At 62.8% G+C, this 22,366-nt stretch carries 19 protein-coding genes; 2 read left to right on the plus strand and 17 right to left on the minus strand.

Annotated elements, in window-relative coordinates; genetic code table 11:
- The first annotated feature begins 49 nt into the window (after positions 1-49).
- A complete protein-coding gene (locus tag C2H86_RS03750) occupies positions 50-2,806 on the plus strand; it encodes a dermonecrotic toxin domain-containing protein (RefSeq protein ID WP_159411490.1) in 2,757 nt (918 codons plus the stop codon).
- 72 nt (positions 2,807-2,878) lie between these two features.
- Positions 2,879-5,728: a dermonecrotic toxin domain-containing protein gene (locus tag C2H86_RS03755; RefSeq protein ID WP_159411491.1), complete on the plus strand. Its 2,850-nt coding sequence runs from the start codon at positions 2,879-2,881 to the stop codon at positions 5,726-5,728.
- A 60-nt stretch (positions 5,729-5,788) separates the two neighbouring features.
- Here C2H86_RS03755 and C2H86_RS03760 read toward each other — a convergent pair whose 3' ends face one another.
- The 17 genes from C2H86_RS03760 to fliQ all read right to left on the minus strand — a co-directional run bounded on the left by C2H86_RS03760 (position 5,789) and on the right by fliQ (position 22,363).
- A complete protein-coding gene (locus C2H86_RS03760; protein WP_159411492.1) occupies positions 5,789-6,184 on the minus strand; it encodes a DUF2802 domain-containing protein in 396 nt (131 codons plus the stop codon).
- A gap of 1 nt (position 6,185) precedes the next feature.
- Positions 6,186-6,665: a chemotaxis protein CheW gene (locus tag C2H86_RS03765; RefSeq protein WP_016393802.1), complete on the minus strand. Its 480-nt coding sequence runs from the start codon at positions 6,663-6,665 to the stop codon at positions 6,186-6,188.
- Positions 6,666-6,708: 43 nt separating this feature from the next.
- On the minus strand, positions 6,709-7,593 hold the full coding sequence (locus C2H86_RS03770; RefSeq protein WP_159411493.1) for a CheW domain-containing protein: 885 nt from the start codon (positions 7,591-7,593) through the stop codon (positions 6,709-6,711).
- The gene (locus C2H86_RS03775; protein ID WP_159411494.1) at positions 7,590-8,381 is read right to left on the minus strand and encodes a ParA family protein; all 792 of its coding nucleotides are present in this window, start codon (positions 8,379-8,381) and stop codon (positions 7,590-7,592) included. The genes C2H86_RS03770 and C2H86_RS03775 overlap by 4 nt, the downstream gene beginning before the upstream one ends.
- Positions 8,382-8,551: 170 nt before the next feature.
- Entirely contained in the window at positions 8,552-9,400 is an 849-nt protein-coding gene (motD, locus tag C2H86_RS03780; protein WP_159411495.1) for a flagellar motor protein MotD, read from the minus strand.
- A 3-nt stretch (positions 9,401-9,403) separates the two neighbouring features.
- Entirely contained in the window at positions 9,404-10,144 is a 741-nt protein-coding gene (locus tag C2H86_RS03785; RefSeq protein ID WP_103446507.1) for a flagellar motor protein, read from the minus strand.
- A complete protein-coding gene (locus tag C2H86_RS03790; RefSeq protein ID WP_159411496.1) occupies positions 10,144-11,274 on the minus strand; it encodes a protein-glutamate methylesterase/protein-glutamine glutaminase in 1,131 nt (376 codons plus the stop codon). The genes C2H86_RS03785 and C2H86_RS03790 overlap by 1 nt, the downstream gene beginning before the upstream one ends.
- A gap of 47 nt (positions 11,275-11,321) precedes the next feature.
- Positions 11,322-13,535 carry a chemotaxis protein CheA gene (locus C2H86_RS03795; protein WP_159411497.1) on the minus strand — a complete coding sequence of 738 codons (2,214 nt, stop codon included), beginning with the start codon at positions 13,533-13,535 and terminating at the stop codon, positions 11,322-11,324.
- Between the two features lie 12 nt (positions 13,536-13,547).
- A complete protein-coding gene (locus C2H86_RS03800; RefSeq protein WP_159411498.1) occupies positions 13,548-14,336 on the minus strand; it encodes a protein phosphatase CheZ in 789 nt (262 codons plus the stop codon).
- Positions 14,337-14,354: 18 nt separating this feature from the next.
- A complete protein-coding gene (locus tag C2H86_RS03805; protein WP_103446503.1) occupies positions 14,355-14,729 on the minus strand; it encodes a chemotaxis response regulator CheY in 375 nt (124 codons plus the stop codon).
- Positions 14,730-14,833: 104 nt separating this feature from the next.
- The gene (gene fliA, locus C2H86_RS03810) at positions 14,834-15,574 is read right to left on the minus strand and encodes an RNA polymerase sigma factor FliA (protein WP_103446502.1); all 741 of its coding nucleotides are present in this window, start codon (positions 15,572-15,574) and stop codon (positions 14,834-14,836) included.
- Positions 15,571-16,404 (minus strand): flagellar synthesis regulator FleN, encoded by an 834-nt coding sequence (gene fleN, locus C2H86_RS03815; protein WP_054884183.1) that lies wholly within the window; start codon positions 16,402-16,404, stop codon positions 15,571-15,573. Before fleN ends, fliA begins: the two co-directional genes overlap by 4 nt.
- A gap of 93 nt (positions 16,405-16,497) precedes the next feature.
- Positions 16,498-17,805, minus strand: coding sequence for a flagellar biosynthesis protein FlhF (gene flhF / locus C2H86_RS03820; RefSeq protein ID WP_159411499.1), 1,308 nt, complete (start codon positions 17,803-17,805; stop codon positions 16,498-16,500).
- Positions 17,806-17,816: 11 nt separating this feature from the next.
- Positions 17,817-19,946 carry a flagellar biosynthesis protein FlhA gene (gene flhA / locus C2H86_RS03825; protein ID WP_159411500.1) on the minus strand — a complete coding sequence of 710 codons (2,130 nt, stop codon included), beginning with the start codon at positions 19,944-19,946 and terminating at the stop codon, positions 17,817-17,819.
- A 218-nt stretch (positions 19,947-20,164) separates the two neighbouring features.
- Positions 20,165-21,307: a flagellar biosynthesis protein FlhB gene (gene flhB / locus C2H86_RS03830; protein WP_159411501.1), complete on the minus strand. Its 1,143-nt coding sequence runs from the start codon at positions 21,305-21,307 to the stop codon at positions 20,165-20,167.
- Positions 21,308-21,309: 2 nt separating this feature from the next.
- Entirely contained in the window at positions 21,310-22,086 is a 777-nt protein-coding gene (gene fliR / locus C2H86_RS03835; protein WP_159411502.1) for a flagellar biosynthetic protein FliR, read from the minus strand.
- 7 nt (positions 22,087-22,093) lie between these two features.
- The gene (fliQ, locus tag C2H86_RS03840) at positions 22,094-22,363 is read right to left on the minus strand and encodes a flagellar biosynthesis protein FliQ (RefSeq protein WP_159411503.1); all 270 of its coding nucleotides are present in this window, start codon (positions 22,361-22,363) and stop codon (positions 22,094-22,096) included.
- Positions 22,364-22,366 lie beyond the last annotated feature (3 nt).

Below are 22,366 nucleotides of genomic sequence, written 5' to 3' on the forward strand. Positions count from 1 at the left end.
CTCGACAACGCAGCCTTGCCCGTTCCTCCAACCGAGCAAGGTAACCCCCATGTCTGCCAGCAGAATCAACGTCAGCGGTGTGCAGTACGTCCGCGACCACTTGAGCAACATGCCACGCCCCGATCGCGAGGCCAATCGGCGGATCCGCCAGTGGCTGGCCAAGCGTGGCCTCGACCTCGACCCCGAACAGATCGATGTCGTCACCCTGCATTACCGCGCTGATGGCCCGCGCGCCTACCTGGCGGCAGTGACCCAGCGCCAGAGCCTGGCGCAGGCGCTGCTGGGCAACTGGCAAGGTGAATCCAGCAATGATCTGCTCGATGCCCTGATCAAGCCCTCCTGGGCCGGTACCCTGCCCGATGGCCCGTTGCGCATGGTCGAAACCTTGCCAGCGCCAGCCTTCAACCACCCTGGCGCGGCCCACCAAGTGTTCAATGGTCTGTTCCGGCGAACCAAACCCGCCCGTTACGACGCCTCGACGCACCTTCCGATAGCCGCCGAAGCGTTTCAACAGTTCATCGCCGCGCTGGACTTCCACACGCCGTTCAAAGCCATGCTGGACGATTACTGGCGCAACCATCTGCACAGCTACCGATTGTCCAGCAAGCTCAATTTCGTCGCCGCCTGCAACCTTCAGGTCGCCCAAGGCAGCCTCAGCGATGCCGGACGCCAACTGGCCTGGCGTGCCGCCGACCTGCTGCCGCGCGGCCAAGGCCTGCGCCTGAGCACCCTGAATATCTATGGCTATGCCGCAACCGACCTGTTGTACATCAACGACGCCAGTAGCGATCTGACCCTGCTCTACGCCCCAGGCAACAGCGCTCCGCTGTTGGAGTTCGCCAGCGAGACGCTACTCAAGGACTGGGTTGGCCAACAATGCAAGGCCCCCGCCAGCCGCCAGGCCCTCAGGCAGCACTTCAGACTGGCCGACGGCCCCCAGGGCATGGACTTCAGTGGCCTCGATACCGCCCTGGAAGGCCTGGGCGAATATCCCCGCAGGCATCGTTTGCCGCCGGAGCACGGCTTCTTCAACGACGATGGCACCTGGTCGCCCCGCGACTACGTGAACTATCGGCCCGGTAAATACAGCCCCAGAATCGCTGGCGACCTGTTCCAGGCCCTGGCTGAGCGGCAGCGCCAGCGCAGCTACGACGATGCCGACTTCATCATCACCACCGACAGTGACGTCACCAAGGCACGTTGGCGCACCTACCTCAACACCACGCTCAACCTGCTAGCACCGCTGAGCCTTGTGGTACCTGGCCTGGCACCGCTGCTGGCGCTCGGTGGCATCGCCCAGCTCGGCCTTGGGCTGGACCAGGCCATCAATGGCAAGGGCCTGCAAGACAGGCAAGACGGCGTGGCCGACATCGCCTGGGGCCTGCTCAATGCCGTGCCGCTGATCGTGCACGGGGTTGCCCGCAGCAAGGTACTGTTCGAAAGCAAGAGCGACCGTTTCGTAGTGCCAAGCCGCCTCAACGATCAGCTCGGTTACCCGCTCAGCCCGCTTTCACCGCCGCACCTGCCAGACGTCGATATCGCGCCCTACTTTCATATCCCTGACCCTATCCCGCCATTGCCGGAAGGCGATCAAGCTGTGGCCGACTCGGTGATACGGGTCCCTCGCTACGATGGCACACCAGATAACCTCGACGCGCGTATCAATACCTACAACGCACGCGTCATCTACGACATGGAGCGAGACGCCTTCATTCAGCAACACGCACTCAATGACGTCGACCCGATTGCCTACATCGCCCGCCCTGGCAGCCGCGATCTGGTGCCGGCAGGTACCGGTCGGGAAGTCAGCAACGCCACACGCATGCGCACCCTTCGGGCATTGGGCGTCGACTTGCCACTGCCGGTGGATTTTCCTCTGGTGCCGGACGAGAGCAGCCAGGCAATCCCGAAAACGATCTCTTGCCTTTGGGTTGGCGACAAGGTGATCGACCCGTCGCTGATCGCCAACCTGGCAAGCAATGCCGCACGCGCCAACGACAGTGCCTACGCTATCCGTTTGTTTCTTTCTGCTGAGTCGCCATCGGCCTACGCCGAAAACCTGCGCCTCCTCGCCGAGCACGCCCCGGGCCTGCAGGTGCTGCCGCTGGAAGAGCAAACCTTCTTCCGCACCTTCCAGCAAGGCCGATACTACGCCCAGTATCAGGCCGCGCTGGACGGCAACGGCGGGGTGGCGTGCAACTTCGCCTCAGCTTCCGACGTCCTGCGTTACCCCATGCTGCACCATGAAGGTGGGCTGTACATGGATGTGGACGACTACCTGCTGGCAGCGGGCGAACCACGCCTGGTCGTCGACGGGCACCCCGTCGGCAACCCTGGTGAAGCGCTCGATCAGGTTGCACTGCTCACCGCCCCGGATGGCCTGCTGCTGCCGCCCCCGATGTCCAACGAGAAAATGAGCATGAACTGCCTCTACAACACCAGCGTGATCGGCAGCCATGCAGGCAACCCCACGCTCGAGGCAATTTCCGAGGAAATGCTCGCTCGTTATCAGACCAATCAGGATTTCTACGACAGTAAGCCGAGCCTGGCCGAAGACCCTGCTGGCTTCTATCGCTACGCCAGGCGCCTGAGCTACCTGACAGGGCCTGACCTGCTCACCCATGTTGTCGATCAACGCCTGCCGGTTCTGCGCACCCTGCGCCAGATCATGAGCTTGTACAACATGCCGCGCATCCACTCATGGCAGTTCATCACACTTGACCATTACCAACAGGCATTGCGCAACCTGCTACCGCTGAACCGCCTGGTCAAGGTCGGCGGCAACCATTCCTGGGCCACGACCTGAGTACATACATACCCCTTGCGGCATCGGGCCTGCGTCCATCATGCAGGCCCCACGACAATGGCAGGTCAGCACATGACGACTCAATTGCACCCATCCGGGATCCAGCACGCACGCGATCACCTCACCCATATCCCGCGCCCCGATCGGCTCAGCATCAAACGCATACGGGAGTGGGCCAAGGCCCAGGGTTCAGACTTCGATCCCGACACCGCCGTGGCGGTGACCCTGCATTACAAGCCCAACCCTGAGGGAGGCTGGATTGCCAAGGTCGTCGAGCAGCTACCCCTAGGCCAGGCGGTGTTGTCAAAGTGGCAAGAGCAGCCCGACAACCTGCAACACATTGCGCCGAGCACCTATGGTGTGCTCGACTTTCTCGGGCTTCTGCGCGACTGGAGCCTGCCTCAGGAAAGCTGGGCCAGGGCGTTTGCCCAAGGGCACGTGCAGATCGTCGATGAGCTTCCGCAGGGCGGTCTGTTCGGCACGCTGGATGATTACGCCGTCTATCAAGGCGTGTTCCACAAGACGCAGCCCATGCGGTATACCCAGCAAACTCAGATCGCCACCGATACACATGCATTTCAGACGTTCATCTGGGATCTGGATCTGCACGATGAGTACATCGCCAGCCTCGACCACTACTGGCAACACAAGTTCGATGATTACGCGACGCTGTCCCAGGTGAACTTTCTCGCGGCCTGCAACAAGCAGGTCGAGGAAGGCAGCCTGAGCGAAGCAGGTTGCGACCTGGCCTGGCGGGCGATTGGCATCGCAGCTGATGGTGACGCCTCGCCAGCGCACGCTGACACCGTCGAAACACGCATGCTCAACATCTACGGCTATGTAGCCACCGATATCCCGTGCCTTACGGATCGGAGCTCTGGGCTGACCTTGCTCTACGTACCCGGCAATTCATCGCCTTTGCACGAGTTCGAGAACACCAGCGCGATGAAAGCCTGGCTGGTGCAACAGTGCAAGGACAGCGAAAAGCGCAAATCATTGCTGACGCACTTTCGCCTCCAGGACTTTTCAACCGGGCTCGGCTACACAGGGCTGGAAGATACCCTCAAAGGGCTGGCCAGTTACCAGGGGCCGCGCTTCCTGTATGTCAACAACCTGGTCATCCCGGCCAGCGGCTGGTCAACGCAGTACATCAATCACAAGGTCGACGAATACAGCCCGCTGATAACCGACGGCCTGTTCAGCCACATCACCTCGCGGCTACGGCAGCGAAGCTACGACGATGCCCGGTTTCTGATCACGACCAACAGCGATGTCATCAAGGCCAGATGGCGAGGCTACCTGAATCAGACGATGACCCTGCTTGCCCCGTTGACCTTGGTGGTGCCTGGCCTGGGATGGGTGGTTGCCATTGGCGGAATCGCCCAGCTCGGCCTGGGCCTGGATGAAGTCATCAATGGCAAGAATCTTGAAGAAAAAACCGATGGTGCCCTGAACGTCGCGTTTGGAGCACTGTGTGCCCTGCCGTTGGCTGACAATGTGTGGTCCGCCAGCAAGAAGGTTTTCCGGACACAATTCGATGGATTCGTAGCTCCTGGCAGAATCAATGGCCAGATCGGCTATCCGCTCAGCCCGACAAGGGCACCCAGGCCGCGCTGGACCGGTGACAACTTCAAGGCATTCTTCGAACAGCCGGTCCCCGTCGAGCCACTTCCCGCCCCCCCGCGGCAAATGCTGATCAGCCGCCAGACCACGCACGTCGGCATGGACACGCTCGTGGATGTACGCGACCCGGCAACGCATTGGCTGTATGAGCTGGAGACCGACGCTTTTGTGAAGACAAGCGATATCGGACACCCCTCGCCGACACGCTATGTCGCGGAGCACACGCAATTGCGTGCCTATCAGCCAGATATCGATGGCCCGCGCTTCGTCACCAATGCCATGCGCGAAAGCACGCTGCGCAATCTCGGCGTAGAAATAAGCCTGCCCATCGAAGTACCCAGGGTTCCCGGGGTAAACCAGGCACACATTCCCAGGCGCGTGGTACACCTGTGGATCGGCGACAAGCCCCTGACAGCCGGCATGCTCACACGTATCGGGCGCAACTCCAGGCTGCTCAGGGATGCCGGTTACGGTCATTGCCTCTATCTGTCCGAGCAGAACGCCGCAGCCTTCAATCACAATGCCCGTGCATTGGCCGTCGCCGCACCCGACCTGCAGGTGCTTCCCCTTGAGCGACAAAGGTTCTACACCAACATGGGATACACCAGGCCATTCTACGATGCCGCCATGGAGGGGCCTGCGCGAGGTTCCTCCCATCTGACGGCCGCCAACGACATGCTGAAGTATCATGCGCTGTACCAGGATGGCGGCCTGTACATGGACATCGACAATGACCTGCTGGCCACCCCCTCTCATCCTTCGGCGGCAGGCATCATCAACGACGCTTCAGCCAACGACTGGATCGGCAATGTACCGCTGCGAACCACCGCCGAAGGGTTATTGCTGGAGCAGCCCACATCGAACCCGTTCAGGGGCGCTCATCAGCAATACAACACCAGCGTGATCGGTAGCCATCCGGGCAACCCGACCCTGATGGAGGTCATTCACACGATGAACCTCAAGCTCGATTCCAGGCCCGGCTTCTTCACTCAAAATCAGCACTGGCCGGCCAAGGGCGCCCATGCACCCAGGATCGCCACCTATGCCAAAGCCCTGAGCGAGCTCACCGGCATTGGCATGTTCAATCAGGCCGTGGACCATAGCCTGCCTGCACTGCGGCAGATGAAAAAGATCTACAAGCTGTTCAGTTGTCCCTTGCTGAACCCGCCCACGCTGCTGGGGGCCGACCTGCACCCTGTTTCGACCGAGGAGTTGCAGAACACGCTCCAGTCACTGTTCCGTGTTTCACGGATAGTACGCGTCAACAACGGGTTCGGCTGGCGCAACCTGAATCACTGACGTAGCGCGTCGCGCACTGAGCCAGAAAAGCGAAGGGCGCCTTCAGGCGCCCTTCGTGTTTCACTCGCCGCGGTGCAGCTTGCTCATCAATTCCGCCTCGGCCTGGGTCAGGCCGCAGGTTTCGGTGAGTTCCGCCACGCTGGCGCCCATGCCCACCAGCTTGGCGGCCTGGGTGAAAGTCACGCTGCTGGGGTCGCGTTGCTCCAGCTGCTGAAGCTTTTCCGGCAGCGGCGCCACGGTCGCGCGCAGCTCATGGATGGCCTCACCCATGCGCACGGTGCCGTTCTGGTAGTCGTCCAGGCGCTTGGCCAGGTCCTTGATGCGCTGGTCGCGCAGGGCATCGCCCACGGCCTGCTGCGCCGCCAGCTCGCGCTGGCGCTTGCTGTAGTTGAGGAAGAACCACAGGCTCAGGGCCCACAGCAGCGCCAGGAAGATTACCGCCACCTCGAAGATCAACTCAGATGTTCTCCAGCTCGGACCACTCTTCCTCAGTCATCATCTTATCCAGTTCGACCAGGATCAGCAGTTCGCCGTTCTTGTTGCACACGCCCTGGATGAACTTGGCCGACTCTTCGTTGCCGACGTTCGGCGCCGTTTCGATTTCCGACTGACGCAGGTACACCACCTCGGCAACGCTGTCGACCAGGATGCCGACCACTTGCTTGTCAGCCTCGATGATGACGATGCGGGTGTTGTCGGTCACGTCCGATGGCATCAGGCCGAAGCGCTGGCGGGTGTCGATCACGGTCACCACGTTACCGCGCAGGTTGATGATGCCCAGCACGTAGCTTGGCGCGCCCGGCACCGGAGCGATCTCGGTGTAGCGCAGCACTTCCTGCACCTGCATGACGTTGATGCCGTAGGACTCGTTGTCCAGACGGAAGGTTACCCACTGCAGGATCGGATCTTCAGAACCTTGCGCAGACGACTTTTTCATTCCCCTAGCCCTCTAAATCCGCTGTTGGCGGTTGTGTTCGGTGTCATTTCTGTTTGGCATGCAACTGCTTGACCGCGCCGCTGGCGATCAGCTCGGCCAGTTCGGCAACGTCGAGCAGTGCACACATGTGTTCGATGACCGTGCCGGCCAACCAGGGGCGCTGGCCACGCTGGCTGCGCCACTTGATCTCGGCGGGGTCCAGGCGCAGCGAGCGGCTGACCTGATGCACCGCCAGGCCCCATTCGTAGCCCTGCACGGAAATCACGTAATTCAGGCCTTGCCGGAAGTCGTCGCGGTAGCGGTCGGGCATGACCCAGCGCGCGGTGTCCAGCACCTTGAGGTTGCCGGCCTGGCAGGTCAGGATGCCCAGGAACCAGTCTGGCTGGCCGAACAGCGGTGTCAGCTCCTGGCCTTCCAGGCTGTAGATCGAACCCAGGCAAACCAGCGGCACCGCCAGGGTCAGCCCGGCGACGTCGAACAACAGGCACTCGAACGGCTCGGCAGCCCAGGCCGGGCGGCCATCGACGCTGGCCGGCGGGGCCGGCGTGTCGGCCATGCCTGCCGCTGGCAGGTGCACGTCCACCAGGGGTGCGACCGGCTCTGGCGCTGGCACCTCGGTCAGCACCGGGATGCTGGCCTCTGCCACCACTTCAGTCTCGACCACGGCCACCACCGGCTGCTCTACCGGCAGCACGGCTGGCAGCACCTTCAACTGCGGCTCGGCAAAAGGCCTGGCTGCGGCAGTTGGCTGGCGAGCATCCCGCGCCTGCTCTTCGCGCACGGCGGCGGCGAATTCGTCATTGCCCGTGGGCGCCTGGGCAGGCGTTGGCAGGTCGAGGATATCCTCGGCCTCGGTGGCCTCCTGCAACAGCCCATCGAGGTACGACTGCAGGGCCAGTTGTGGTCTGGTGCCGACAGGCCGGTTCATGAAACCACCTGCGCGGCCGGCTTGTAGGTGAGCATGTGCTTGAGCAGCGCGCGGTAAGCGATCACCCCGCGGCTCTTGCCATCGAATTGAGACGGCGTGACACCATTGCGGCTGGCATCGCGCAGGCGCGTGTCGACCGGGATGTAGCCCTGCCACACCTGGTGTTCATAGGTATCGCGCAACACCTTGAGGGTGCCAAGCGAAGCCTGGGTACGGCGGTCGAACAGGGTCGGCACGATCTGGTAGGGCAGCGCCTGCTTGCGCGAGCGGTTGATCATGGCCAAGGTGCCGATCATGCGTTCCAGTCCCTTCACCGCCAGAAACTCGGTCTGCACCGGGATCACCAGCTGCTGGCTGGCAGCCAGGGCGTTGACCATCAGCACGCCGAGCAATGGCGGGCTGTCGATCAGGGCAAAGTCGAAATCCTGCCATAACTGCGCCAGACTCTTGGCGATCACCAGGCCCAGGCCACTCTGCCCTGGCGACTGACGCTCCAGCACCGCCAATGCGGTACTCGACGGCAGCAGCGAAATACGCTCATCGCTGGTGGGCAGCAATAACTGCCCCGGCAGGCCTTCGGGCACGCTGCCCTTGTGCAGGAACAGGTCGTAGCAGCTGTGCTCCAGGGCATCCGGGTTGTGCCCGAAATAGCTGGTCATCGAGCCATGCGGGTCGAGGTCGACGACGACCACGCGCTTGCCCGCCTCGGCCAGCAGGCCGGCCAGGGCGATGGTGCTGGTGGTCTTGCCGACACCACCTTTCTGATTGGCTACTGCCCAGACTCTCATAGGACAACTCATGACTCATTGAATGTGCGCCGTCCCTTGTGGGAGCGGGCTTGTCCCGCGAACACGGGCATGGCCCGTGCCATCAATCGCGCTGCCTCATTCGCGGGACAAGCCCGCTCCCACAAAGACCGCGCCGCGCAAGTACGACGACGCAGCGACAGAGAATTGACTCAGTTACTGCTTCCCGCTGGCGGTGCACTTTGTGTGCCAGCACGGCGCAACGCTGCGTCCGGGGTGGCATTGGCACTGCCCGAGCCGGTCAGGCTGCGGCGCACTTCGAGGTTGCGGGAAATCACCAGCACGACGCGGCGATTGCGCGCACGCCCTTCGGCGGTGTCGTTGCTGGCCACCGGCTGGTACTCGCCGTAACCCACCGAGGCCATGCGCGCCGGGTTGACCCCTTCCATGGCCAGCAGGCGCACGATGCTCGCCGCCCGCGCCGCCGACAGCTCCCAGTTGGTCGGGTACTGCGCCGTGCGGATCGGCAGGTTGTCGGTGAAGCCCTCGACATGCACCGGGTTGGCGAACGGTTTGAGTATGTTGCCGACTTTCTCGATGATGGTGAATGCCTGGTCACTGGGCATGGCATCGCCACTGCCGAACAGCAAGGACGAGTTGAGTTCGATCTCCACCCACAGCTCGTTGCCGCGCACGGTCATCTGGTCGGACTTGATCAGGTCGCCGAAGGCATCGCGCACGTCGTCGCTGATGGTCTTCAACGGGTCGACGTTGGTCTGGGCCAGGCCCGCATCGGTCTGCTCGCTGTCCTTGATCAAGGGTTCTGCCGGTTTCACGCTGAGCGGCTGCTCATCGCCGATCGGGATCGGCTTCATGCTCCGCTCAGGGTCGTTGAACACCCCGAGCAGCGCTTGCGAAATGACCTTGTACTTGCCCTCGTTGATCGAGGAGATCGAATACATGACCACGAAAAAGGCGAACAGCAAGGTAATGAAGTCGGCGTACGACACCAGCCAGCGTTCGTGATTCTCGTGCTCCTCGGTATGACGGCGACGGCGCATGGCTTACTCCATGAAGCCTTGCAGCTTCAACTCGATCGAGCGCGGGTTCTCACCCTCGGCGATCGACAACAGGCCTTCGAGCAGCATCTCGCGGTAGCGCGACTGGCGCATGACGATGGCTTTGAGCTTGTTGGCGATCGGCAGCAGGATCAGGTTGGCACTGGCCACGCCGTAGATGGTGGCGACGAATGCCACGGCAATGCCGTTGCCCAGCTGCGAAGGGTCGGCCAGGTTGCCCATGACATGGATCAGGCCCATGACCGCACCGATGATACCGATGGTCGGGGCGTAGCCGCCCATGCTCTCGAACACCTTGGCGGCCTGGATGTCACGGCTTTCCTGAGTCAGGAAGTCGACTTCGAGGATGCTGCGGATCGATTCCGGCTCGGCACCATCGACCAGCAGTTGCAGGCCCTTGCGGGCGTACGGGTCGGGTTCGGCATCGGCCACGCCTTCCAGGCCGAGCAGGCCTTCCTTGCGCGCCGTCAGGCTCCAGTTGACCACCCGGTCGATCCCACCGGCCAGGTCGACCCGCGGCGGGAAGAAGATCCAGCGCAGGATCTGCAACGCGCGCTTGAACGCCGACAGTGGCGACTGCAGCAGTGCCGCCGCCAGGGTACCACCGAGCACGATCAGACCCGCCGGGCCATTGAGCAAGGCACCGACGTGGCCACCTTCAAGGAAGTTGCCGCCGACGATGGCGACGAACGCCAGGATCAGGCCAATCAGGCTGAGCACATCCATCAGACACAAGCCTCGACCAGGTGTTTGCCGATTTCATCCAGGCTGTACACCGCGTCTGCCAGGTTGGCTTTGACGATGGCCATGGGCATGCCGTAGATCACACAGCTGGCCTCATCCTGGGCCCACACGGTACTGCCGCCCTGCTTGAGCAGGCGCGCGCCTTCACGGCCATCGGCGCCCATGCCGGTGAGCACCACCGACAGCACCTTGTCGCCATAGGACTTGGCCGCCGAGCCGAAGGTGATGTCCACGCACGGCTTGTAGTTCAGGCGCTCGTCGCCCGGCAGAATCTTCACCGTGCCACGGCCGTCGATCATCATCTGCTTGCCGCCTGGGGCCAGCAGCGCCAGGCCCGGGCGCAGCATGTCGCCGTCCTCGGCTTCCTTGACGCTGATCTTGCACAGCTTGTCGAGGCGTTCGGCGAATGCCTTGGTGAACGCGGCGGGCATGTGCTGGATCAGCACGATCGGTGCGGGGAAACTCGCCGGCAACTGCGTCAGCACCCGCTGCAGGGCGACCGGGCCGCCGGTGGAGGTACCGATCGCCACCAGCTTGTAAGGCTTGCGCTTGGGAGCCGGGGCATGCGCCGCAGCTGCTGCCGGCGCCGCCGCACGGGCAGGCGCGGCAGGACGGACCGGCGCGGCGCTGGCCAGGCTGCTGGCGGGTGCATGGCTGGCGGCCGGCGCCGGTGCGCTGACCGGCGCGTGGCTGGTATAGCCGCCAAAACGGCGGTTGCTGCGCGAGATGGTATGTACCTTCTCGCACAGCAACTGCTTGACCTTCTCTGGGTTGCGCGAGATGTCTTCGAAATTCTTGGGCAGGTAATCCACCGCACCGGCATCCAGCGCGTCGAGGGTGACCCGGGCGCCTTCATGGGTCAGCGAGGAGAACATCAACACCGGCGTCGGGCAGCGCTGCATGATGTGCCGCACGGCGGTGATGCCATCCATCATGGGCATTTCGTAGTCCATGGTGATGACATCGGGTTTGAGCGCCAGTGCCTGGTCGATCGCTTCCCTGCCGTTGGTCGCGGTGCCGACCACCTGGATCGTCGGGTCCGCCGAGAGGATTTCCGAAACGCGGCGGCGGAAGAAACCGGAATCATCCACCACCAGGACCTTGACTGCCATAAACACTCCATTAGGCGGCGCCACCCGCCAGGGTGCGCCGCCGAAAATCAGATACGCCGTGCCGCGTAACGCTTGAGCATGCTCGGCACGTCGAGAATCAGCGCGATGCGGCCGTCACCGGTGATGGTGGCGCCGGACATGCCCGGGGTGCCCTGCAGCATCTTGCCCAGCGGCTTGATCACCACCTCTTCCTGGCCCACCAGCTGGTCGACCACGAAGCCGATACGCTGGGTGCCGACCGAGAGGATCACCACATGGCCCTCGCGCTGCTCCTCATGCACCTGGCCCTGAACCAGCCAGCGCTTGAGGTAGAACAGCGGCAGCGCCTTGTCGCGCACGATCACCACTTCCTGGCCGTCGACCACGTTGGTGCGCGACAGGTCGAGGTGGAAGATCTCGTTGACGTTGACCAGCGGGAAGGCGAACGCCTGGTTGCCCAGCATCACCATCAGGGTCGGCATGATCGCCAGGGTCAGCGGCACCTTGATGACGATCTTCGAGCCCTGGCCCTTGGCCGAGAAGATGTTGATCGAGCCGTTGAGCTGGGAAATCTTGGTCTTCACCACGTCCATGCCGACGCCGCGGCCGGACACGTCGGAAATCTCGGTCTTGGTCGAGAAGCCTGGAGCGAAGATCAGGTTGTAGCAGTCCGACTCGCTCAGGCGATCGGCCGCGTCCTTGTCCATCAGGCCTTTTTCAACGGCCTTGGCGCGCAGGATGCTCGGGTCCATGCCCTTGCCGTCGTCAGAGATCGACAGCAGGATGTGGTCGCCTTCCTGCTCGGCCGACAGCACCACGCGGCCGGTCCGGGCCTTGCCAGAGGCTTCACGCTCGTCCGGCATCTCGACACCGTGGTCGACGGCGTTGCGCACCAGGTGCACCAGCGGGTCGGCAAGGGCCTCGACCAGGTTCTTGTCGAGGTCGGTCTCTTCACCGACCAGCTCCAGGTTGATCTCTTTCTTCAGCTGGCGCGCCAGATCGCGGACCAGGCGCGGGAAGCGACCGAAGACCTTCTTGATCGGCTGCATGCGGGTCTTCATGACCGCGGTCTGCAAGTCGGCGGTGACCACGTCGAGGTTCGACACGGCCTTGGACATGGCCTCGTCGCCGCTGTTCAGGCCCAGGCGCACCAGGCGGTTACGCACCAGCACCAGTTCGCCGACCATGTTCATGATCTCGTCCAGGCGTGCAGTGTCGACACGCACGGTGGTTTCCGCTTCGCTGGCAGGCTTTTCGGCCGCAGGGGCCGGGGTGCGGGCTGGCGCCGGCTTGGCTGCGGCCGGTGCAGCGGCAGCCGGGGCTGCAGCAGGCCTGGCGACCGGTTTGCTTTGCGCCACGGCCGCAACCGGCGCGGCCACGGCGACAGGCGCCTCGCCAGCAACGGTTTCACCAGTGAACTTGCCCTTGCCGTGCAACTGGTCGAGCAACGCTTCGAACTCGTGCTCGGTGATTTCGTCACTGCTGGCAGGCGCGACCACGCTTTCCACAGCCGCAGTGGCAGCCGGCAAGGCATCGGCCTGGAAGGTGCCCTTGCCGTGCAACTGGTCCAGCAACGACTCGAATTCTTCGTCGGTGATCTCGTCGCTCACCGGCGCAGTGGCCTCGACCACCGCTTCGGTGGCTGCCAGTTCAGGCGAGAACTGGCCCTTGCCATGCAATTGGTCGAGCAGCGATTCGAACTCGTCGTCAGTGATGTCGTCACCCGCGCCGCTCAGGGTCTCGCCCTGCATCTGCGCTTCGGCTGCGGCCGCTTCTGCCTTGACCGCATCGAGCGAGTCGAGCAGCTGTTCGAACTCGGTGTCGGTGATGTCCGCCTCGGCGGCCACCGGCTCCGGTGCAGCCTCGACAACTGCTGCCGGGGCCTCGGCGCTGGCAGGTTCCGCCAGGCGCGACAGGGCCGCCAGCAACTCCGGGGTGGCCGCAGTCACTTCGCTGCGCTCGCGCACCTGGCCGAACATGCTGTTGACCGTGTCCAGTGCCTCGAGCACCACGTCCATCAGTTCCGCGTCGACCCGGCGCTCACCTTTGCGCAGGATGTCGAACACGTTCTCGGCGATGTGGCAGCACTCCACCAGCTCGTTCAGCTGAAGGAAGCCGGCGCCCCCTTTTACAGTGTGGAAACCGCGAAAGATTGCATTGAGCAGGTCGGCATCGTCGGGTCGGCTTTCCAGCTCGACCAGTTGCTCGGACAGTTGCTCAAGAATTTCGCCGGCTTCTACCAGGAAATCCTGAAGGATTTCTTCATCGGCGCCGAAGCTCATTAAACGTGCTCCTTAAAAACCCAGGCTGGACAGCAGATCGTCGACGTCGTCCTGACCGGACACAACGTCTTCACGCTTATCGGCATGAATCTGCGGACCTTCACCCCGAGTCGGATGTTTTTCTTCATCTTTTTCAGCGCGCAGCTGCTGGTGGTCGTGTTCGATACCGGCAAAACGGTCGACCTGACTGGCCATCAGCACGAGCTTGAGCAGATTGCTTTCCACTTCGGTCACCAGCGCAGTCACGCGCTTGATCACCTGGCCAGTCAGGTCCTGATAGTCCTGGGCCAGCAGAATGTCATTGAGGTGGCCGGCGACCTTGCGGTTACCCTCGGCGCTGTGCGTCAGGAAACTGTCGACACGCTTGACCAGCTCGCGAAACTCCGGCGCTGCGACTTCGCGGCGCATGAAGCGCTGCCAGTCGACACTCAGGCCTTGCGCCTCGGCAGCCAGGTCGTTGAGTACCGGCGTGCTCTCCTCCACCAGGTCCATGGTGCGGTTGGCGGCACCCTCGGTGAGTTTGACCACGTAAGACAGGCGCTCGGTGGCATCGGTAATCTGCGAGACTTCCTCGGCCTGCGGCATGCGCGGGTCGATCTGGAAGCTGACGATCGCGCTGTGCAGCTCACGGGTGAGCTTGCCGACTTCCTGGTACAGGCCACGGTCGCGGGTCTGGTTGAGCTGATGAATCAGCTGCACCGCATCGCCGAAACGCCCCCGTTCCAGGCTCTCGACCAGCTCCTGGGCATGTTTCTTCAGGGTCGATTCGAACTCCCCCAAAGACGTCTGTGTTGTTTCCATGGCGCCCCCTGACGTGACTCAGCCGTTGACGCGTTCGAAGATCTTTTCGATCTTTTCTTTGAGCACCTGGGCGGTGAATGGCTTGACCACGTAACCGTTGACGCCGGCCTGGGCCGCTTCGATGATCTGGTCACGCTTGGCTTCGGCGGTCACCATCAGCACCGGCATGGTCTTCAGGCGATCGTGGGCACGGACCTTGCGCAGCAGGTCGATACCGGACATGCCAGGCATGTTCCAGTCGGTCACCAGGAAGTCGTAATGGCCGCTTTCGAGCATCGGCAGCGCGGTGGTGCCGTCATCGGCTTCATCGGTGTTGGTGAAGCCCAGGTCACGCAACAGGTTCTTGATGATCCGCCGCATCGTCGAAAAGTCGTCAACGATGAGGATTTTCATGTCTTTGTTCAAGTAGACCTCCAAGCAGTCTCAAACGCGCTCGGCCCCGAGCACGCGTATTCATATTCGGTACAACGTGGAAAACGACTGCAACGACCCCGGGCTCAACGCGCCCGCCATTCCCCCAGGCGGCTGCGCAGGCGCGCGGCACACTGGCTGTGCAACTGGCTGACTCGCGATTCGCTGACCCCCAGCACCTCACCGATTTCCTTGAGGTTCAGCTCTTCGTCGTAGTACAGCGCCAGCACCAGGCGCTCACGCTCCGGCAGGTTGGCGATCGCATCGGTCAGGGCAGCCTGGAAGCGCTCGTCTTCCAGGTCGCGCGACGGCTCGACCTGGCCACTGGCGCCGTCCTCGTGCAGCCCTTCGTGCTCGCCGTCCTGCAACAGGTCGTCGAAACTGAACAGGCGGCTCCCCAAGGTATCGTTCAAGATCCCGTAGTAATCATCGAGACTCAATTGGAGTTCGGCAGCAACTTCATGATCTTTAGCGTCGCGGCCAGTTCTTGCTTCCACTGCGCGCATCGCATCACTGACCATGCGCGTATTGCGGTGCACCGAACGCGGTGCCCAATCGCCCTTGCGGACCTCGTCGAGCATCGCCCCGCGGATGCGGATGCCGGCGTAGGTTTCAAAGCTGGCGCCCTTGCTGGCGTCGTACTTGTTGGCCACTTCCAGCAGGCCGATCATGCCGGCCTGGATCAGGTCCTCGACCTGGACGTTGGCCGGCAGGCGTGCCAGCAAGTGGTAGGCGATGCGCTTGACCAGCGGCGCGTAGCGTTCCACCAGCTCGAACTGGGCGTCTTTCGACGCCTTGCTGTACATCTTGAAGCCGCTCGCATTCATAGCACGGGTCCTGCGCTGGTGGGTTGCACCAGGCGCTCGACAAAGAACTCAAGGTGCCCGCGCGGGTTGGCTGGCAGCGGCCAGCTGTCGACCTTCTGCGCGATGGCCTTGAAGGCCAGGGCACACTTGGAGCGAGGGAAGGCCTCGTACACCGCGCGCTGTTTCTGCACTGCCTTGCGCACGCTCTCGTCGTACGGCACGGCGCCGACATATTGCAGGGCGACGTCAAGGAAGCGGTCGGTGACCTTGGTCAACTTGGCGAACAGGTTGCGCCCTTCCTGCGGGCTCTGGGCCATGTTGGCCAGCACGCGGAAACGGTTCATGCCGTAGTCGCGGTTGAGCAGCTTGATCAGCGCATAGGCGTCGGTGATCGAGGTCGGCTCGTCGCACACCACCAGCAGCACTTCCTGGGCTGCGCGCACGAAGCTGACTACCGAGTCACCAATGCCCGCAGCGGTGTCGATCACCAGCACGTCGAGGTTGTCGCCGATCTCGCTGAAGGCCTGGATCAGCCCGGCATGCTGGGCCGGGGCCAGGTGCACCATGCTCTGGGTGCCGGAGGCGGCGGGCACGATGCGCACGCCGCCAGGCCCCTGCAACAGCACATCGCGCAGCTCGCAGCGCCCTTCGATGACATCGGCCAGGGTGCGTTTTGGGGTGAGGCCCAGCAATACGTCGACATTGGCCAGGCCAAGGTCGGCGTCCAGCAACATCACCCGGCGGCCGAGTTCGGCCAGCGCCAGGGACAGGTTCACTGAAACGTTAGTCTTGCCGACGCCACCTTTGCCACCGGTGACGGCGATCACCTGTACGGGATGCATGCTACCCATGTTCGTTGTTTACCTTGTCTCGCTTGGACCCAAGCCACACGCGGGGCAGCACTGCCAGCCCCGGAATGTAGGTACTTTGCATACGCTTCATCCTCAACCTGCGCGTCGCGGGTTGTGGTAGAGATCAGCGAACATGTCGGCCATCGCCTCTTCGCTGGGCTCGTCCTGCAACTGCACGTTGACCGCGCGGGTCACCAGCTGGTGCGGGCGCGGCAGGTGCAGGTCGTCAGGAATGCGCGGGCCGTCGGTGAGGTAGGCCACGGGCAGTTCATGACTGATGGCCAGGCTCAGCACATCGCCGAGGCTCGCCGTTTCATCGAGTTTGGTCAGGATGCAGCCAGCCAGGCCGCAGCGCTTGTAGCTGTGGTAGGCAGCGGTCAGCACCTGCTTCTGGCTGGTGGTAGCCAGCACCAGGTAATTCTTCGCGGCAATGCCACGCCCGGCAAGGGTTTCCAGTTGCATGCGCAGGGCCGGGTCGCTGGCCTGCAGGCCGGCGGTATCGATCAGCACCACGCGCTTGCGCAGCAACGGCTCCAGCGCGGCTGCCAGCGACTGGCCCGGGTCGACGTAGGTCACCGGCACGTTGAGGATGCGCCCCAAAGTCTTGAGCTGCTCCTGGGCACCGATGCGGAAGCTGTCCATGCTCACCAGGGCCAGGTTCTGCGGGCCGTACTTGAGCACGTAACGCGCCGCCAGCTTGGCCAGGGTGGTGGTCTTGCCCATGCCGGCTGGGCCGACCACGGCGATCACCCCGCCCTCTTCGATCGGTTCGACCTGTGGCACTTCGATCATCCGTGCCAGGTGCGCGAGCAGCATACGCCAGGCCTGGCGCGGCTCTTCGATCTCACTGGTGAGGTCGAGCAGTTCGCGGGCGATCGGGCCGGACAGGCCAATGCGCTGCAGGCGACGCCAGAGGTTGGCCTGGGCTGGTTTGCTACCCTGCAGCTGGTTCCAGGCCAGCGAGCCGAGCTGCACTTCGAGCAGCTCACGCAGGCCCGACAGCTCCGAACGCATGGCGTCGAACAGGCGCGGGTCGACCGGGGCCGGGGCAGGTGCGGCAGCCACTGCCGGGGCATCGACATGCGGTTCGATCAATGGCTCGGCTGCGGTCAGCGATTGGCCGGCAAACAATTGGCGGTTGCCTTCGCTGGCCTCGGCGCGGTTGTCCAGCTCGGCCTGGGCAGTGGCGATGCGCGACTGGGTCTTGCGCAGCTCTTCTTCCAGCTCGACGTTGGGCACGCGCGGGGCCAGCGCGGACAGCTTGTAGTCCAGCGCGGCGGTCAGCTCGACACCACCGGCAATGCGGCGGTTGCCGATGATGGCGGCATCGGAGCCCAGCTCATCACGGACCAGCTTCATGGCCTGACGCATATCGGCGGCGAAAAAACGCTTGACTTGCATAACCCACTACCTCAGCCGTTGGGGCCCACTGTGGCAACGATGGTGACTTGCTTGTTATCCGGTATTTCCTGATACGCCAGAACATGCAAATTCGGTACAGCCAGGCGACCGAAGCGCGACAACATGGCACGGATCGGGCCAGCTACCAGAAGAATGGCCGGTTGGCCTTGCATTTCCTGGCGCTGGCAGGCGTCGATCAGCGAACGCTGCAGCTTTTCGGCCATGCTCGGCTCAAGAAGAACACCGTCTTCCTGACCTTGCCCGGCCCTTTGCAAACTATTGAGCAAGATCTGTTCCAACCTTGGCTCAAGGGTGATCACAGGCAGCTCGGACTCAACGCCGACAATGCTTTGGACGATGGCACGACACAATCCGACGCGCACTGCCGCCACCAGCGCGGCGGTATCTTGACTCTTGCTGGCATTGTTGGCGATGGCCTCGGCAATACTGCGGATGTCACGCACCGGTACTTGCTCGGACAACAACGCCTGCAGGACCTTGAGCAGCCCCGACAAGGAAATGACACCGGGCACCAGCTCTTCAGCAAGTTTAGGCGATGCCTTGGACAATACCTGCAACAGCTGCTGGACCTCTTCATGGCCGATCAGCTCATGGCAGTGTTTCTGCAGGATCTGGTTGAGGTGGGTAGCAACCACGGTACTGGCGTCGACCACGGTATAGCCCAGCGACTGCGCCTGGGCGCGCTGGCCGATGTCGATCCACACCGCCTCAAGGCCGAATGCCGGGTCGCGCGCAGCGATACCATTGAGGGTACCGAATACTTGGCCTGGGTTGATCGCAAGCTCGCGGTCCGGGTAGATCTCGGCCTCGGCCAGGATCACGCCCATCAGCGTCAGGCGATAGGCACTGGGCTGCAGGTCGAGGTTGTCACGGATGTGCACGGTCGGCATGAGGAAGCCCAGGTCCTGGGACAGCTTCTTGCGCACCCCCTTGATCCGCGCCAGCAGCTGGCCACCCTGATTGCGGTCGACCAGCGGAATCAGGCGGTAGCCGACTTCCAGGCCAATCATGTCGATCGGCGTCACGTCGTCCCAGCCCAGTTCCTTGGTATCCAGCGCGCGCTGCGGCGACGGCAGCAGGTCCTGCTGGCGTTGCGCTTCCTTCTGCGCTTCGATCTTGGCCTTCTGCTGCTTCTTCCACACCAGGTAGGCGCCGCCACCGGCCAGCAGGCCGAGGCTGAGGAAGGCGATGTGCGGCATGCCCGGCACCAGGCCCATGATGATCATCAGCCCCGCAGACACACCCAGCGCCTTGGGCGAGTCGAACATCTGGCGGTTGATCAGCTTGCCCATGTCCTCGGAGCCCGAGGCACGGGTAACCATGATCGCGGCAGCGGTGGACAGCAGCAGTGATGGCAATTGCGCCACCAAACCGTCACCGATGGTCAGCAAGGCGTAGACCTTGCCTGCATCGCTGAACGACATGTTGTGTTGCAGCATACCGATCAGCATGCCGCCGATCAGGTTGATGAAGAGGATTAGCAAACCGGCGATGGCGTCACCACGGACGAACTTGCTGGCACCGTCCATCGAACCGTAGAACTCGGCCTCCTGGGCCACCTCGGCGCGGCGCATCTTGGCCTGGGCCTGGTCGATCAGGCCGGCGTTGAGATCGGCGTCGATGGCCATCTGCTTGCCGGGCATGGCGTCGAGGGTGAAGCGCGCGCTCACCTCGGAAATACGCCCGGCGCCCTTGGTGACCACCACGAAGTTGATGATCATGAGGATGGCGAACACCACCGCACCAACGACATAATTGCCGCCGATCACCACCTCACCGAAGGCCTGGATCACTTTACCGGCAGCGCCGTGGCCTTCCTGGCCATGGAGCATGACCACCCGCGTGGAGGCCACGTTCAGCGCCAGGCGCAGCAAGGTCGCCACCAGCAGGATGGTCGGGAACGCGGCGAAGTCCAGCGGGCGCAGAGCGTAAACGCAGACCAGCAGGACCACGATCGACAGCGCGATGTTGAAGGTGAAGAACACGTCGAGCAGGAACGGCGGTATCGGCAACATCATCATTGCCAACATCACCAGCAGCAGCAACGGCACGCCCAGGTTGCCCCGGCCGAGCCCGGCCAGGTTGTTGCGGGCGTTGCTGATTAACTGAGTGCGATCCACCGCGAGTCCTCTTGATGCAAAACTTTGACGCCCAAGGGGCGCTTGGGCGTGGCTTTGCAAGAAGCCTTCCAACTTTGCTCGAGTATGGATTTATGTTGCCTGTACCGGCCTCTTCGCGGAGTTCAAGCCCGCTCCTACAGGATTTGCGCCACATCCGGGATTTGTACTGAACCTGTAGGAGCGGGCTTGTCCCGCGAAGAGGCCGGTGCAGGCTGGAATCAGTTGTCGCGGCGCAGGTCCGGGGGTATCGGCAGGTCTTCCTTCAATGGCTCTGGCCGCTTACCCTTGCCCGAGCGGTACTGGCGAATCTGGAACACATAGGCCAGCACCTGCGCCACCGCAAGGTACAGCCCTGCCGGGATTTCCCCTTCGACCTCGGTGGAGTAGTAGATCGCCCGCGCCAGGGCCGGCGATTCGAGGATCTGCACCTTGTGCTCGACACCGATCTCGCGAATCTTCAAGGCGATGAAATCGGTGCCCTTGGCCACCAGCAACGGCGCCACCCCACCCTTCTCCGGGTCGTACTGCAGGGCTACGGCATAGTGCGTCGGGTTGGTGATGATCACGTCAGCCTCGGGCACGGCGGCCATCATGCGCCGCTGCGACACCTCGCGCTGCAGCTGGCGGATGCGCTGCTTGACCTCGGGCTTGCCTTCGCTGTCCTTGTACTCGTCCTTGATCTCCTGCTTGGTCATCTTCAGCTTCTTGTGGGTCTGCCACAGCTGGAACGGCACGTCCGCGGCGGCAATCAGCAGCAACCCAGCGGCCATCCACAAGGCACTCCAGCCGACTACCTGGACGCTGTGGATGATCGCCTGCTCCAGCGGCTCGTTGGCGATTGCCAGCAGTGCCTGGCGATCATTGCTCAACACCACCAGCGCCACGATCAGGATCACGAAGAACTTGGCCATCGCCTTGAGCAGCTCAGTCAGCGAGTTCAGCGAGAACATGCGCTTGATGCCCGACAACGGGTTCATCCGGCTGAACTTTGGCTGCAACAGGCTCCCGGAAAAGATGAACCCGCCGAGAACGATGGGCGACACGAACGCAATCACGAACAGCAGCATGAGAATCGGCTGCACCGCCCAGATGGCCATCTTGCCCGACGCCAACAGGAACAAGCCCATCGAACGCTCATCGGTGAGCACCTCGCGGGGGAGGGAAAAGTTCATCCGCATCAGCGTCATCAACGTTTCCGCGAGGTTGCCGCCGAACGCCAGCAGTGCCCCGGCACCGGCAAGGGTCAAGCTCACCGTGTTCAGCTCTTTGGAACGGGCGATTTCACCTTTTTCCCGCGCGTCACGCTTGCGCTTGTCGGTGGGCTCTTCAGTCTTGTCCTGACCACTCTCGCTTTCAGCCATGCTCAGCGCGCCCTTGCCAATTCACGCAGCCACTGCAGTGCTTCGCTGGCCAACGCCTGGTAGTGGGAAAGAATATCGGCGAGACCTACCCAGAAGATGGCCATCCCCAGCACCAACGTCAGCGGGAAGCCGATGGAAAAGATGTTCAACTGTGGCGCAGCACGGGTCATGACGCCAAATGCGATGTTTACCACCAGCAGGGAAGCGATCGCCGGCAGAATCAACAGCAGGCCGGCACCGAACACCCAGCTCAGGCGCCCAGCCATCTCCCAGAAGTGGTTGACCACCAGGGCATGGCCCACTGGCAAGGTAGTGAAGCTCTCGGTCAGCACCTCGAACACCACCAAATGACCGTTCATCAGCAAGAACAGCACACTCACCAGCATGGTCATGAACTGGCTGATGACGGTCACGTTGACACCGTTGGCCGGATCCACCATCGAGGCGAACGCCATGCCCATCTGCACAGCAACGATCTGTCCGGCAACGGAGAACGCCTGGAACAGCAACTGCAGCGAGAAACCAAACAACGCGCCGACAATGACCTGTTCGCCACACAGCAATAGGCCACGCAGGCTCAGCGGATCGAATTCAGGAAGCGGCGGTAGCGCGGGCACGATGACCACCGTGATAGCCACTGCCACATACAGGCGGATGCGCGCCGGCAGCATGCGCGTACCGAAGATCGGCATGGTCATCAACACCGCAGTCACCCGGAACAGCGGCAGGATGAAGGTGGCAACCCAGGTGCCGATCTGCGCGTCGGTCAGCTCCAGCATGGCAGGCTCAACCGATCAGCTGCGGGATGCTGGTGTACAGGCCGGTGATGTACTCCATGAACTTCTGCACCAGCCAGGGCCCGGCGACGATCAGCGTGATCAGCATCACCAGCAGGCGCGGCAAGAAGCTCAAGGTCTGTTCGTTGATCTGCGTGGCCGCCTGGAACATCGCCACGACCAGACCGACCAACAGGCTCGGCACTACCAGGATGGCAACCATCAGGGTGGTCAGCCACAGCGCGTCACGGAACAGGTCGACTGCTACTTCAGGTGTCATGCA

The organism is Pseudomonas putida (assembly GCF_009883635.2).
Lineage (GTDB): Bacteria > Pseudomonadota > Gammaproteobacteria > Pseudomonadales > Pseudomonadaceae > Aquipseudomonas > Aquipseudomonas putida_W.